This window comes from Streptacidiphilus cavernicola, from assembly GCF_042510955.1.
GTDB classification, from domain to species: Bacteria; Actinomycetota; Actinomycetes; order Streptomycetales; family Streptomycetaceae; genus Streptacidiphilus; species Streptacidiphilus cavernicola.
Genome location: NZ_JBHFAB010000017.1, coordinates 22697 through 37520, shown reverse-complemented (window position 1 = coordinate 37520; position 14824 = coordinate 22697). Strand labels below are relative to the sequence as shown.

Annotated in this window: 8 protein-coding genes; 1 reads left to right on the top strand and 7 read right to left on the bottom strand. The window is 72.8% G+C overall.

What is annotated here, in order from left to right; all coding sequences use genetic code 11:
• The first annotated feature begins 90 nt into the window (after positions 1–90).
• Positions 91–3042: an FHA domain-containing protein gene (locus ACEZDE_RS21915; RefSeq protein ID WP_380538409.1), complete on the top strand. Its 2952-nt coding sequence runs from the start codon at positions 91–93 to the stop codon at positions 3040–3042.
• Positions 3043–3133: 91 nt separating this feature from the next.
• On the opposite strand, the gene ACEZDE_RS21910 is transcribed toward ACEZDE_RS21915, so the two are convergent.
• The 7 genes from ACEZDE_RS21910 to ACEZDE_RS21880 form a co-directional block, all read right to left on the bottom strand.
• A complete protein-coding gene (locus ACEZDE_RS21910) occupies positions 3134–4078 on the bottom strand; it encodes a carbohydrate ABC transporter permease (protein WP_380538407.1) in 945 nt (314 codons plus the stop codon).
• Entirely contained in the window at positions 4075–5049 is a 975-nt protein-coding gene (locus ACEZDE_RS21905) for a carbohydrate ABC transporter permease (RefSeq protein WP_380538405.1), read from the bottom strand. Before ACEZDE_RS21905 ends, ACEZDE_RS21910 begins: the two co-directional genes overlap by 4 nt.
• Positions 5050–5134: 85 nt before the next feature.
• The gene (locus tag ACEZDE_RS21900) at positions 5135–6517 is read right to left on the bottom strand and encodes an ABC transporter substrate-binding protein (RefSeq protein WP_380538403.1); all 1383 of its coding nucleotides are present in this window, start codon (positions 6515–6517) and stop codon (positions 5135–5137) included.
• A gap of 215 nt (positions 6518–6732) precedes the next feature.
• Positions 6733–11694 carry an NAD-glutamate dehydrogenase gene (locus tag ACEZDE_RS21895; RefSeq protein WP_380538401.1) on the bottom strand — a complete coding sequence of 1654 codons (4962 nt, stop codon included), beginning with the start codon at positions 11692–11694 and terminating at the stop codon, positions 6733–6735.
• A gap of 154 nt (positions 11695–11848) precedes the next feature.
• Positions 11849–13486, bottom strand: coding sequence for an L-glutamate gamma-semialdehyde dehydrogenase (pruA, locus tag ACEZDE_RS21890; protein ID WP_380538399.1), 1638 nt, complete (start codon positions 13484–13486; stop codon positions 11849–11851).
• A gap of 13 nt (positions 13487–13499) precedes the next feature.
• Positions 13500–14165 carry an HAD family hydrolase gene (locus tag ACEZDE_RS21885; protein ID WP_380538397.1) on the bottom strand — a complete coding sequence of 222 codons (666 nt, stop codon included), beginning with the start codon at positions 14163–14165 and terminating at the stop codon, positions 13500–13502.
• Between the two features lie 48 nt (positions 14166–14213).
• Complete coding sequence (locus ACEZDE_RS21880; protein ID WP_380538395.1) at positions 14214–14729, bottom strand: DUF6912 family protein; 516 nt, start codon at positions 14727–14729, stop codon at positions 14214–14216.
• Positions 14730–14824 lie beyond the last annotated feature (95 nt).

The following is a 14824-nucleotide window of genomic DNA, read 5'->3' as shown; positions in this document are numbered from 1 at the left end:
ACAGGGACTGCTCGTTGACGACGTCGCACCGGGGTAGGGGCAGCGGGGTGCGGCGGACCGCAGGTGCGGAGCGGAAGGGGCCAGGGGACGATGCAGATCCGGCTGAGCGTGCTCGCGGCGCGCGACGGCGCGCCCTCGGCGCGGACGCAGGCCCGCGGCCTGCCGCCCGCGCAGTTCGCCGACGTGCTGGTCACCGCCCCGGCGGGGACCGCCCTCGGCGCCGTCGCCGGGGCGCTGGCCGGGGCCGTCGGCGCGCGCACCGGCCAGCGCGGCGGGCGCTCGGCCGTCCAGGTCCTGCTCTACGCCGGCGACCAGCGGCTGGACGAGCGCTCCGTGCTCGGCCACCCGCCGCTGGTGGACGGCGTGATACTGCGCCTCGACGAACCCGATCCGGACCACGTCTCCGGCACCGGCAGCCCGGACGCCCCGGCCGAGCTGCGGGTGGTCGGCGGCCCGGACGCGGGCGGGATCCACCTGCTGCTGCCGGGACAGGTCAGGGTCGGCCGCTCCGCCGACGCCGACGTCCCGCTGGACGACCCCGACGTCTCCCGGTTCCACCTCGCCCTGGACGTCTCCGCCGACGGCCGGGTCACCCTGGCCGACCTCGGCTCCACCAACGGCACCGTGCTCGACGGCGCCCCGGTCGGGGCCGAGCCCCGCCCGGTCCCGCCGGGCGCGGTGATCGGCCTGGGCGAGTCGGCGCTGCTGGTCACCCGGGCCGCCCCGGCCGGCGCCGGGCCTTCCGGCGAGCGCCGCGGCGACCGGCGCCGGGCCGAGCTGCTGCCGGACGGCCAGGGGCACCTGCAGCTCTCCGCGCGCCCCGGCGCGCACCCCCGGCCGCCCGCGCCGCCGAGCGGCCCCGGCGGGCCTACCGCCAGCGGCACCGGCAGCGCCGCGCCCGCGCCGCCGTCCCACGACCGGGCCAGGAGCCTGCTGGCCCGGGGCAGCGAACGGCTGAAGCGCGGCGGCCGTTCCGCCGGACGGGTCACCGAGCCGCCCGCCGCCGCCCGCCGCCCCGACGGCGCGAGCGGCAGCGGGGCGACCCCGACCCACGGCGTACGGCTGCCCGCCGCCCGCCCGGCGGCGGTCGCCGACTCCGGCCGCTGGCCCGACCCGGCCGAGCTGCTGCACACCGTGCTCGACCCCGGGCCCCGGCTCTGGGAGCGCGGCCCCGAACACCCCGACGCCCTGGTGCTCAGGCTCGGCAGCGCCGGGCCGCGTACCGCGCCGGTGACCGTGGACCTGCGTGCGGTCGGCAGCCTCGGCCTGACCGGCCCGCGCGAGCGGCTGACCGGCCTCACCCGCGCCCTGGTCGCCCAGCTCGCCGTGCTGCACGGCCCCGGCGCGCTGGAACTGGTGCTGGTCGCCACCGACCCGTCCCGCCCGGCCGAGGACTGGGCCTGGCTGCACTGGCTCCCCCAGCTCCGCCCCACCCGGGGCCAGGCCTGCCGACTGCTCACCGCACTGGACCCGGAGCAGGCCCTGGCCCGGCTGTCCGAGCTGGAGCCGTCCGGTGGCCCGCTCGCGCCCGGCCCCCGCGCCTGCCCGTTCACCGTGCTGGTGGTGGACGGCGATCCGGGCAGCCCGCAGGCCCGCACCGCGCTGGAGGGCCTGCTCGCGGACGGCGCGGCCCGGGGGGTGCACGTCCTCGCCCTGGCCGAGCTGCCCGAGCTGCTGCCGCCCGGCTGCGGCGCGACCGCCGCCGTCGCCGGCGAGGTCGGCACGCTGCTGACGCTGGAGCGCCCGCTGCCCGCACCGCTGCCGCCCGCCGCCCCGGACGGGCGGCACCGCGCCCCCGCCGCGCGGGAGCTGCTCGACGGCATCGCCCTGGACGCGGTCTCCGCCGCCTGGGCCGAGCGGCTGGCCCGCGCGCTGGCCCCGCTGCGCGAGCCGGACGGCACCCGGCGGCCCGGCCGGGGCGCGCTGCCGGACACCCCCCGGCTGCTCGACCTGCTCGGCCTTGACCAGGTCACCCCGGCCAAGCTGGCCGACCGCTGGACCGAGCTGCGGGTCGGCGCGGGCGTGCTGCCGGCCGCCGTGGTCGGCGCGGACCGCGAGGGGCCGTGCGGCCTGGAGCTGACGAACCATCTGCTGATCGGCGGGGCGCCCGGCTCGGGGCGCACCGAGCTGCTGCGCGCGCTGCTGGCGGCGCTGGCCGTGGCCGAGCGCCCGGACCGACTCGGCATGGTGCTGATCGAGGGACGCCCCTCCGCCGACCCCGCCGCCGGGCTGCGCCCCTGCGCCGAGCTGCCGCACGTGACCGACCTGGTGGACGGCTCGGACGAGCAGCGGCTGCTGCAGGCCGCCCAGGCCCTGCTGGGCGAACTGGACCGGCGTGAACGGCTGCTGCGGGGGCGTTCGTTCGCCGCCTGGCACGCCGAGCTGGCGCTGTCCCGGCTGGCGCCGCCGCGCCGTCCCGCCGACGACCACCCGGGCGGCTACCCGGCCGACCGCCCGGCCGAGCCCGGGTACCCGGCCGCCGCCGGACACCTGGTCGTGGACACCGCACCGCCGGCCCACCTGCTGGTGGCCGTGGACGACCACGACGAGCTGCTCCGGCCCGGTCGCGGCCGGGCCGCGCTGGCCGCGGCGCTGGACGCGGTCGCGGTCCGCGGGCCCCGGCTCGGCGTGCAGCTGGCGGTGGCCACCGGCCGCCCGGACCGCGGCAGCGGCGCCGACCTGGACGAGTCCGCGCACCTGCGGATCGCCCTGCGCACCGACGACGCCCGGCTCTCCTCGCTGCTGATCCACGTCGACGACGCCGCGACCGTCCCGGAGGACCGGCCGGGACGGGGCTGGATCCGGCACACCGACGGCGGGGTGACGGCGCTGCAGACCGCGCGGATCAGCGGCCGGATCCCGAGGACGGCGACGCTGCGGCCCACCGTCGCCCCGCTGGACTGGACCGCGATGGGCGACCCGCCGCCCCGTCGCCCGGTCCGCGAGCTGGGCAACGGCCCCACCGACCTGGCGCTGCTGGCCAGCGCGCTGCAACGGGCCGCCGAGACGCTGTCGGCGAGCCCGCTGCCGCCGCTGCTCTAGGCCTGCCGGGCACGGAGGTCGGCTGCGGCGTCTGCCTGGCTGGTCGCGCAGTTCCTCGCGCCCCTTGGGCAGTGCAGCCTGATCGCGGCGCTCAGCCCTTGACCGAGCCCGCCAGCAGGCCGCGGACGAAGTAGCGCTGGAGGCCGAAGAACACCGCCAGCGGGATCACGATGGAGATGAACGCGCCCGCGGTCAGGATCTCCCAGTGGTCGCCGAAGGAGCCGTTCAGCTGGGCCAGCCGGACCGTCATCGGCGAGACGTCCGCCGTCCCGCCGGTGAAGGTGAGGGCGACCAGCAGGTCGTTCCAGACCCAGAGGAACTGGAAGATCGCGAACGACGCCAGGGCCGGCGTCGCCAGCGGCAGCACGATCGAGCGGAACACCCGGAAGTGGCTCGCCCCGTCCACCCGGGCCGCCTCGATCAGGTCGGTCGGCAGCTGCGCGATGAAGTTGTGCAGCAGGAACACCGCCAGCGGCAGCGCGAACATGGTGTGCGAGATCCACACCGGCGCGTAGGTCGCGCCCACGCCCAGCCCGGGGAAGATCGTGACGCTGCCGATGTGCGCGCCGCCCGAGTACAGCTGGAGCAGCGGCACCAGCGCCATCTGCAGCGGCACCACCTGCAGCGCGAAGATCACGAAGAAGATCACGTCGCTGCCCCGGAACCGCACCCAGGCCAGCGCGTAGGCGGCCATCGAGGCCAGCGCCAGCGGGAAGACCGTGGCCGGGATGGTGATCGCCAGCGAGTTCACCAGGTAGGGCATCAGCCCGTCGGAGACCCCGAAGCCGCCGGTGAACAGCACCGAGTGGTAGTTGGAGAGGGTGATCCCGGGGTGCGAGAAGAAGGTCCACCAGCCGGAGTCGGACACGTCCTTCTCCGGCCGCAGCGAGGTCACCAGCAGGCCGAGCGTCGGCACGGTCCACACCACCGTCAGCACGATGACCAGGAAGGAGGCTATCGGGCTGCTGAACGCGCGCCGGACGGCCTTCGCCCCGGCCGGCGGGGCCGACGGCCGGTTCGCGGGCATGTCGCTCATCGGTGGGCACGCTCCCTGCGCAGCTGGACGATGTTGTATCCGACCAGGGGCAGCACCGCGATGAAGAGGATCACCGCGAGCGCGCTTCCCCGGCCCCTGCTGAACTGCACGAACGACTGCGAGTACATCTCGTTCGCGAGCACCTGGGTGCCGAAGTTGCCCCCGGTCATGGTGCGGATGATGTCGAACAGCTTGAGCGTCGTGATCATGACCGTGGTCAGCACCACGACCAGGGTGTTCCGGATCATCGGGATGGTGATGTGCCGGAACAGGCCGAAGCCGCGGGCCCCGTCCAGCACCGCCGCCTCGGTGATCTCGTCCGGGATGGCCTTGATCGCGGCGGACAGCACCACCATGGCGAACCCGGTCTGCACCCAGACCATGATCGCCATCAGCAGGAAGTTGTTGAGCGGGTGCGACAGCATCCAGTTCGGCGGGTTGCTGCCGCCGACCCACAGCCAGATCTGGCTGAGCAGCCCGATCTGCGGCTGACTGGGGTCGCGGTAGTCGTAGACGAACTTCCAGATGATGCTCGCGCCGACGAAGGAGATCGCCATCGGCAGGAAGATCAGCGACTTGTAGAGGGCCTGCCACTTCAGCCGGTCCACCAGCAGCGCCAGCATCAGCCCCAGCGCGGTGGTCACCAGCGGCGCCACCACGATCCAGACCAGCGTGTTCAGCAGCACCTGCTGCTCGTCGCTGTTGGTGAAGGCCCAGGTGTAGTTGCCGAAGCCGAGGAACTTGGTGGCGCCGTCGTTGTAGAAGCTCAGGTAGACGGTCCGGATCGCCGGGATCACCAGGCCGACCGCCAGCAGCACCAGGGCGGGGCCCAGGAAGATCACCCCGGCCAGCGGCTTGGCGAGGCGCCCGGTCGCCCGGCCCGCCGCGTAGAAGATCACGACGAGGACGGCGACGAAGACCAGGATGGCACCGGCCGCATTGCCGAACTTGGTCAGTGCGTCAGCCCACATGCGAGTGGAGCTCCTCTGGGTGGGTCGGGACCGGGGCGGGGCGCCGCGCGGGCGCCCCGCCCCGTCGAGCGGGGCCGGGCAGGTACTACTGCGGCCAGGCCGCGTCGATGTTCGCGGCTGTCTTCGCCACCGACTGGTTGCTGGAGAACCAGGCGGTGAACTCCGACCACTCCTTGCCCGAGCCGATCGCGGCCGGCATCAGGTCGGAGGCGTCGAAGCGGAAGGTCGCGGTCGGGTCGGTCAGGTACTTCGCCGACAGCTGGTCGATCGGGTCGGTGTAGACCGCCGGGTCGACGCCCTGGTTGGCGGAGACCCACCCGGTCGCCACCTTGATCCGCGAGGTCGCCCAGGCCGCGGTGGACAGGTAGTTCTGCACCGCCTGCACCTCGGGACGGTCGGAGAACGCGGCCACGAACTCGCCGCCGCCCTCGACCGGGTCGCTCACCGACGGGTCCACCGCGGGCAGCTTGAACGCCCAGATGTCGCCGTCGGGACCGACCGTGGTGCCCTTGGGCCACTGCGCCTCGTAGAAGGACGCCTGCTGGAGCATCGAGCACTTGCCGCTGAGGATCGGCGTGCCGGCGTCCTGGAAGGTGGTGCTGGCGATGGTGCTGACGCCGCCGAAGCCGCCGTTCACCCAGGCCGGGTTGTGCATCCAGCCCTGGACCGTGTTCATCGCCGCGATGATCTTCGGGTCGCTGAACTTGACCTGGTGGCTGATCCACTGGTCGTAGGTGTCGCCGCCGTAGCTGCCGAGGACGACCTCCTCCAGCCAGTCGGTGGCCGGCCAGCCGGTGGCGGTGCCCGAGCCGAGGCCGCCGCACCAGGGCTTGTTCTTCCCGGCCTTGGCGATGGTGTCGCTGAGCTTCATCAGGTCGGCCCAGGTGGTCGGCACGGCGTAGCCGGCCGCCTTGAAGGCCTTGGGCGAGTACCAGACCAGCGACTTCAGGTTGGCGCTCATCGGCGCGGCGTAGAAGGTGCCGTCGACGGTGCCGTAGGTCTTCCAGGCCGCGGACCACTTGTCCTCGTTGGCGACCGTCTGCGCCGGGGGCTTGACCACCTTGCCGGTCTTCACCATCTGCTGGAGCAAACCGGGCTGCGGGATGATCGCCAGGTCGGGGGCGGTGCCGCCCTGGACCCGGACCGGCAGCTGCGACTCGAAGTCATTGGATCCGACGTAGGAGATGGTGATCCCGGTACAGGTGCTGAACTGCTTCCAGGAGGTCTGGAGCGAGTCGGACTCCGGGCTGAGGATGGACGCGAACATGGTCACCTTGGTGCCCGCGTGCCCGGCGTAGGCCTGGTACTGGGCGCAGTCGCCGGTGAGCTTCGCCGAGCTGGCCGAGGCCTTGGGTGTGGAGCTCGAACTGTTGGAGCACCCCGCGAGCAGCACCAGTGAGGTTGCCGCCCCGACCGCCAGCACCTGCCGGTGGCGACGCCACCCGTTCCTGCCGACCTGGTTGAGCATCTTGCAAGCCTCCTAGAGGGAAGTCGACCGCACTGTCATTTCCCGCCTGCCCCCGTACGGCCTTGCAGGCACAACCATCAAGGGGAGCAAGGATTGGACCATAACTTGCAGCGGGAGCCACGCCAAGGGCTCCCACAGGCTTCGTCCTCCAAACGTGGCCGGGGCCGCCCCTGTCCGTGACAGAGGCGGCCCGCGCCGCGCCGACCCGGAGGCGGTCAGCGCATCGTTCCGGTACGGAGCAGGGTGCGGATCACCCGCATCGCGACGCTGAGGTTGGCGAGGTCGTAGCCCTCCGCACCCCTTATGTCGTCCAGGGTGGCCCTGGCCCGGCTGACCAGCGTGGCGTTTGTTCCGGCCCAGGCGTCGAAGCGCTGCTCCGGGGTCGCCCCCGGCTCGCCGTGGCCCAGCAGGTCGGCGGTGAGCACCGCGTGCGCGGCGAACAGGTCCTCGCGGATCGCGGCGCGGGCCATCGACTGCCAGCGGTCGCCGCGCGGCAGTTCGATGATCCGGTCCAGCAGACCGGTGATCTGCAGCCGGTCGGCCAGGTCGTAGTACAGCTCGGCGACCGTGCCGACGTCCTGCTTGGTCCGGTCGGCGACCTCGACGACGTCCAGGGTCGGGAAGACCGAGGACAGCCCGGCCACCCGGAGCGCCAGCTCGGCCGGGACCCCGGCCTCGACCAGCTCCTGGTGCACGCCGTCGAACCACTCCCGGTCGGAGCCGCGGAGCAGGCCGGGGAGCAGGCCCCAGACCTCGTTGCAGCGCTCCCGGAACACCTCGATGGTCTCGGCGATGTCCAGCGGCTGGCGCCGGTTGTTGAGCAGCCAGCGGGTGGCCCGCTCGACCAGGCGGCGGCTGTGCAGCCGCATCCGGGTCTGCACCTCGGCCGGGACCAGGTTGTCCAGGCCCTCGATCTCGGCCCAGATGCCCTTGAGGTCGAAGATCGCCCGCGCCGCGGTGTGCGAGCGGATGATCTCCTCGTAGCTGGCCCCGGTCTCCTCCTTCAGCCGGAAGGCGAAGGTGCAGCCGCCGCGGTTGATGGTCTCGTTGACCAGGACGGTGGTGATGATCTCGCGGTGCAGCGCGTGCGCGTCGATCTGCCCGCCGAAGCGCTCCTGCAGCTGCCGCGGGAAGTAGCGGTGCAGCTTGCCCTGGACGTAGCCGTCGTCGGGCAGGTCGGAGGCGAGGATCTCGTCGGCCAGGGTGATCTTGGTGTAGGCCAGCAGCACCGACAGCTCGGGCTGGGTCAGCCCGCGCCCGGCCGCGGCCCGCTCGCGCACCTGCGAGCCGTTGGGCAGGAACTCCAGCGCCCGGTCCAGATGGCCGTCGGCGACCAGCCTGCGCATCATCCGGGAGTGCACGTCGAGCATGCTCGGCGCCTGCGCCAGCGCGTTGGCCAGGGCCACGTTCTGCGCGTAGTTGTTCTCCAGGACGTGCTCGCCGATCTCGTCGGTCATCTCGGCCAGCAGCGCGTTGCGCTGCTTGACCGTCATGTCGCCGTCCTGGACCACCCGGTTGAGCAGGATCTTGATGTTGACCTCGTGGTCCGAGGTGTCCACGCCGGCCGAGTTGTCGATGGCGTCGGTGTTGACCGCGCCGCCGGTCCGGTCCGGGCCGCCGACCGAGGCGAACTCGATCCGGCCGAGCTGGGTGGCGCCCAGGTTGCCGCCCTCGCCGAGGACCTTGACCCGCAGCTCGGCGCCGTCCACCCGGATCGCGTCGTTGGCCTTGTCGCCGACCTCGGCGTTGTTCTCGGCCGCGGACTTGACGTAGGTGCCGATGCCGCCGTTCCAGAGCAGGTCGACCGGGGCCAGCAGGATCGCCTTCATCAGCTCGGCCGGGGTGAGCCGGGAGACGCCGGGCTCGATACCCAGCGCCGAGCGCATCGGCGCGGTGATGTTGATCGACTTGGCGCTGCGCGGGAAGACCCCGCCGCCGGCCGAGACCAGTTTCCGGTCGTAGTCCTCCCAGGAGCTGCGCGGCAGCTCGAACAGCCGCTTGCGCTCGGCGAAGGAGGTTGCCGCGTCCGGGTCGGGGTCGATGAAGATGTGCCGGTGGTCGAACGCGGCGACCAGCCGGATGTGCTCGCTGAGCAGCATCCCGTTGCCGAAGACGTCGCCGGACATGTCGCCGATGCCGACCGCGGTGAAGTCCTCGGCCTGGGTGTCGTGGCCCAGCTCGCGGAAGTGCCGCTTGACCGACTCCCAGGCGCCCTTGGCGGTGATGCCCATGCCCTTGTGGTCGTACCCGGCGGAGCCGCCGGAGGCGAAGGCGTCGCCGAGCCAGAAGCCGTAGGAGACGGCGACCTCGTTGGCGATGTCGGAGAAGGTCGCGGTGCCCTTGTCGGCGGCGACCACGAGGTAGGTGTCGTCCCCGTCGTGCCGGACCACGTCCTTGGGCGGGACCACGCCGACCCCGGGGACCAGGTTGTCGGTGATGTCCAGCAGCCCCGAGATGAACGTCTTGTAGGACGCGATGCCCTCGGCCAGCCAGGCGGCGCGGTCCAGCGCCGGGTCCGGCAGCTGCTTGGCGACGAAGCCGCCCTTGGAGCCGACCGGGACGATCACGGTGTTCTTCACCATCTGCGCCTTGACCAGGCCCAGCACCTCGGTCCGGAAGTCCTCGCGCCGGTCGGACCAGCGCAGCCCGCCGCGGGCGACCTTGCCGAAGCGCAGGTGCACCCCCTCGACCTGCGGCGAGTAGACCCAGATCTCGTACGCCGGGCGCGGCGCGGGCAGGTCGGGAATGGCCTGCGGGTCGAACTTCATCGAGACGTACGCGTGCGGCTCGCCGGTGGCCGGGTCGCGCTGGAAGAAGTTGGTCCGCAGGGTGGCCTTGATCAGGGTCAGGAACGAGCGCAGGATGCGGTCCTCGTCCAGGCTGACCACCTGGTCCAGGGCGCCGTCCAGCTCCTCCATGATGCCCTCGGTCAGCTCCTCGCCGCCGGAGCGGTGGGCCGGGGACAGCCGGGCCTCGAACAGGTTCACCAGCAGCCGGGTGGTGTGCACGTTGTTGGTGAGCGCGTCCTCCACGTAGTCCTGCGAGAAGGTCGAGCCGGCCTGCCGCAGGTACTTGGCGTAGGCGCGCAGCACCACCGCCTGACGCCAGGTCAGACCGGCGCGCAGGATCAGCGAGTTGAAGCCGTCGTTCTCGGCCCTGGCGGTCCAGGCGGCGCTGAAGGCGTCGTGGAACCGCTCGCGGGCGTCCTCGTTGACGCCGGAGGCGATCTCCGCGGGCAGCCGCAGCCCGAAGTCGTACACCCAGGCGACGGTGCCGTCGCTACGGCGCAGCTCGTACGGGTGCTCGTCCAGCACCTCGACGCCGAGCCGCTGCAGCACCGGCAGCACGTCGCTGAGCGAGACCGAGCCGCCGACCCAGTAGATCTTGAAGCGGCGCTCGCCCTCGGCCGCGTCCACCGGCTGGTAGAGGCTCAGTTGGAAGTCGGTGGGCCCGGTCAGCGACTCCAGCCGGCGCAGGTCGGCGACCGCGGTGGCCGGGGTGAAGTCGGCCCGGTAGCCGTCCGGGAAGGCGTTGGCGTAGCGGCGGGACGCCTCGGCGGCACGCTCCTCGCCGCACTCGCGGACCAGCACCTCGCCGAAGCCGTCCATCCAGGAGCGGGCGGTCTCGGCCAGCTTGGCCTCCAGCCGCTCCACGTCGGACTCGCTCAGCACCGGCAGTTCGGTCCCGGCCGGGACCCGGACCACGAAGTGCAGCCTGGCCAGCACCGACTCGGTGTTCCAGGCGGTGTAGTCGATGGTGCTGCCGCCGAGCTCCCGCATCAGCAGGTCCATCAGCCGCAGCCGGACCCGGGTGGTGTAGCGGTCCCGCGGCAGGTACACCAGCGCGGAGAAGTAGCGGCCGTACTCGTCCTGGCGCAGGAACAGCCGCAGCTTGCGGCGTTCCTGCAGGTAGAGGACGTTCAGCGCGACCTGGAGCAGCTCCTCCGGGTGGGTCTGGAACAGCTCGTCGCGGGGGTAGGTCTCCAGGATCTGGACCAGGTCCCTGGCGTCGTGGCTCTCCCGGGTGAAGCCGGACTCGGCCACCACCTGCTGCACCTTGCGGCGGACCACCGGGATCCGGGTCACCGACTCGGTGTACGCGGCCGAGGACAGCAGCCCGAGGAAGCGGCGCTCGCCGACCACGTTGCCGTCCGCGTCGAACTTCTTCACCCCGACGTAGTCCAGGTAGGACGGACGGTGCACGGTGGAGCGGCTGTTGGCCTTGGTCAGCACCAGCAGCTTCCGCTCCCTGGCCTTGGCCCTGGCCGGGGCAGTCAGTCGGCCGAAGGAGGCGGACTCCATGGTCCCGGTCCCCGGGTCGCCCTCCGCGTGCGACTGCGCCCGCGGGTCGGAGCGCAGCACGCCCAGACCGGTGCCGGGGATCGCGGCGAGCACGTCCTCGCCGTCCTGCTGCACCAGGTCGTACTCGCGGTAGCCGAGGAAGGTGAAGTGGTCGTCGGCGAGCCAGCGCAGCAGCTCCTCGGCCTCGGCCACCTCCTGGACCGGCAGCAGGGCGGAGGACTCGGCGGCCAGCTCCCCGGCCAGCCGCAGCGCGCCGTCCCGCATCTTGGTCCAGTCCTCGACCACCTCGCGGACGTCGCCGAGGACCCGGCGCAGGTCGGTCTCGATGGAGCGGAGGTCGTCGCGGTCGGTCTCGCGGTCGATCTCGATGTGCATCCAGGACTCGACCAGCGCGTCCTGCGGGCGGTCGGGGCCGTCCGCGGCGCAGACGCCGGTGTCCAGGATCTCCAGCAGCTTGCCGGTGATGTCACGGCGGACCAGCAGCTGGGGGTGGATCACCACGTGGATCGCCCGGTCCTGGCGGGTCAGCTCGTTGGTGACCGAGTCGACCAGGAAGGGCATGTCGTCGGTGACCACCTCGACCACGGTGTGGCCGCAGGTCCAGCCGTTCTCCTCGACCGTGGGGGTGTGCACCCTGACCTCGGCGGAGCCCTGCGGGCGTCTCCCCGCGAGCCGGTAGTGCGAGGCCGCCGCGCCGTAGACGTCCACGGCGTCCCGGTCGAGCAGGTCCTCGGGGGCGGTGTGCAGGTAGTAGTGCTTCAGGTACGAGGCGAGCGCCCCCTCCCCGAGCTCCGCCCCTGCTCCGGTTCCCTGTTCGCCCTGGACTGTTGCCTTGCTGAGCAGTTCGGCCTTCGCTGCGTCCAGCTGGGTCTGCATGACTGTTTGGCTCCTGTCGCGCGCCGTTGCGTGACTCGGTGGTGCGGGTCGGTTCAGGACGGGACCGCCGGGTCTGTCCGTATCCTCCCGCAGGTTTCCCGGCGAGCCTAACCGGGGTAAGTGACACTGTCAGGGGCCGGATCGGTGCACTGCGTCAGGAACTTTGGTCCGGGCTGTACGGGTTGTCCAAGTAGGTCGGCGCGACGAAGGTCTCCTTGATCGACCGCGGCGAGGTCCAGCGCAGCAGGTTCAGCGGCGACCCCGCCTTGTCGTTGGTCCCGGACGCCCTGCCGCCGCCGAACGGCTGCTGGCCGACCACCGCGCCGGTCGGCTTGTCGTTGACGTAGAAGTTCCCGGCCGCGAAGCGCAGCCGCCGGGTCGCGGTGGCGATGGCGGCCCGGTCCCGGGCGATCACCGCGCCGGTCAGCGCGTACGGGGAGACCGCCGCCAGCTGGTCCAGGGTCTGCTCCCAGCGGGCGTCCTCGTACACGTGCACGGCGAGGACCGGGCCGAACAGCTCGGTGGAGAAGATCTCGTGCCGCGGGTCGCTCACCATGACCACGGTCGGACTCACGAACCAGCCGATGGCGTCGTCGCAGTGGCCGCCGGCCACGATGTCCAGGCTGTGGTCGTTGCGGGCCCGGCCGATGGCGTCCCGGTTCCTGGCGAAGGCCCGGTCGTCGATCAGCGCGCCCATGAAGTTGGAGAAGTCGGTGACGTCACCGGCCGTCAGCCCGCGCACGTCAGCCAGGAACTCGTCCTTGACCTCCCGCCAGAGGCTGCGCGGGACGTACGCGCGGGACGCCGCCGAGCACTTCTGCCCCTGGTACTCGAACGCGCCGCGGACCAGCGCGGTCCGCAGCACCGCGGGATCGGCGCTGGGGTGCGCCACCACGAAGTCCTTGCCGCCGGTCTCGCCGACCAGCCGCGGATAGGCCCGGTAGCCGCCGATGTTCGCCCCCACCGTCTGCCACAGGTGCTGGAAGGTCCGGGTGGAGCCGGTGAAGTGGATCCCGGCCAGCTCCGGGTGCGTCAGCGCGACCTGGGACAGCGCCTGGCCGTCGCCGGTGACCAGGTTGACCACCCCGGGCGGCAGTCCGGCCGCCTCCAGCAGCCGCATGGTGTACCAGGCCGACAGGGTCTGCGTCGGCGAGGGCTTCCAGACCACGGTGTTGCCCATCAGCGCGGGCGCGGTCGGCAGGTTCCCGGCGATGGCGGTGAAGTTGAACGGGGTGATCGCCAGCACGAAGCCCTCCAGCGGCCGGTGGTCGCTGCGGTTCCACACGCCCGGCCCGCTGACCGGCTGCTGCTCCAGGATCTGCCGGGCGAAGTGCACGTTCCAGCGCCAGAAGTCCACCAGCTCGCACGGCGCGTCGATCTCGGCCTGCTGCGCGGTCTTGGACTGGCCCAGCATGGTCGCCGCCGCCAGCGTCTCCCGCCAGGGACCGGCCAGCAGGTCGGCGGCCCGCAGGAAGATCGCGGCCCGGTCGTCGAAGGACAGCTCGCGCCAGGCCGGCGCCGCCTTCAGCGCGGCGTCCACCGCGAGTCGGACGTCCTCCCCGGTCGCGTTGCCGAACACGCCGAGCTTGGCGGCCCGGTGGTGCGGCTGCTCCACCTCGATCCGCTCGCCGCCGCCCATCCGCTGGACGCCGCCGACGGTCATCGGCAGGGTCGCGTACTCCCCGGCGATCGAGGCGAGTCTCGCTTCCAGCCGGGCCCGCTCGGCGCTGCCGGGGGCGTACCCCTGGGGCGGCTCGTTGACCGGCAGCGGTACCTGCGTGACAGCGTCCATATGTCACATGCTGTCACGATGCGACCAGTTCCTGGGCGTACTGGACGGCCTGCGCCAGGGTGTCGGCGACCGGCACGCCGACCTGCTCCAACGCCGAGCGCGCGTGCGAACCGCCGCTGTAGAGCACGGCGTGCGCGCCCACGTGCGCCGCGGCGAGCGCGTCGTCCACCACGTCGCCGATCAGCACGGTACGGGCCGGGAGCACATCCGCGGGGGCGAGCGCGGCCAGGTGCCGGACCAGGTGCTCGGCCTTGCCGGACACCCCGCCGGTGCTGCTCCGGCCGTCCACCCGGACGAAGTGCCGCTCCAGGTCGAACCGGCGGACCAGCGGCAGCAGTTGGTCGTGCCCGTACATCGACAGCAGCGACTGCGAGCTGCCGCCGCCGGACCAGCCGGTCAGCAGCTCCTCGACGCCGGCGGTCAGCCCGCAGCCGTCGCGCAGCGCCTCGTAGTGGCGGTGGAAGGAGGCGTCCATCCGCAGCCACTCCTCCGGCGAGGGGGCCCGGCCCAACCGCTCCTGGTAGAAGTCGACCACCGGGACCCGGTACTGCTCGCGGTACTCCCGCACGGTCAGCGGGGAGAGGTCGATCTCGGCGAAGGCGGCGTTGCTCGCGGCGACCACCGCCCCGATGTCGTCGAAGAGGGTGCCGTTCCAGTCCCAGACGATGTGTGCGCGCATGTCCGCCACCGTATCCGCCGCCTTCCCGGCGCCGACAGGGCCCCGCGGTCAGCCCAGCAGACCGGGGATCTCCTGGTTGGCGAACCAGAGCAGCTCGTGGTCCTCGGCGCCGTCCACCACGAAGCGGGCGTCCTCGTCGCCGGCGTCGGCCGCGGCGACCGCGTCCGCCGCGGCGCCGACGTCCTCCCGGACCTCGGCGTCGTCCGCGTCCGCGTGCACCGCGGCGGCCTTGGCCAGGGACGGGGCTTCGGCCAGGCTGACCGCGCCCAGCGCCGCCGAGTCGGCGTGCTCGGCGTCGTTGCGCAGCGCCACCGCGCGGTCCGGCACGTCCACCGCGAGCACCACCCGGCGGCGCGGCGCGGTGCCGTCCGCCGCCAGCAGCCGCAGCGAGGCCTGGGCCGCCCGCACCAGCGCCGCGTACTCCAACTCCTCGATGTCGTCGCTCAGATACCACTCGCGCAGGGCCGGGGTGACCGCGTAGGCCAGCAGCGGCGCCGGGCCGAGCGAACCCTCGGCCTGTGCCTTGGCGAGGGCGTTCATGGTGGTGGGGACGTAGACGCGCATCGGGGGCGCTCCGGGTGACGGTGGGGCGGGGACGACTTCAGATGCCCAGCATAGGGCGGCCGACCCACGACTGCGGAGAGTCACCGATCGTGTGG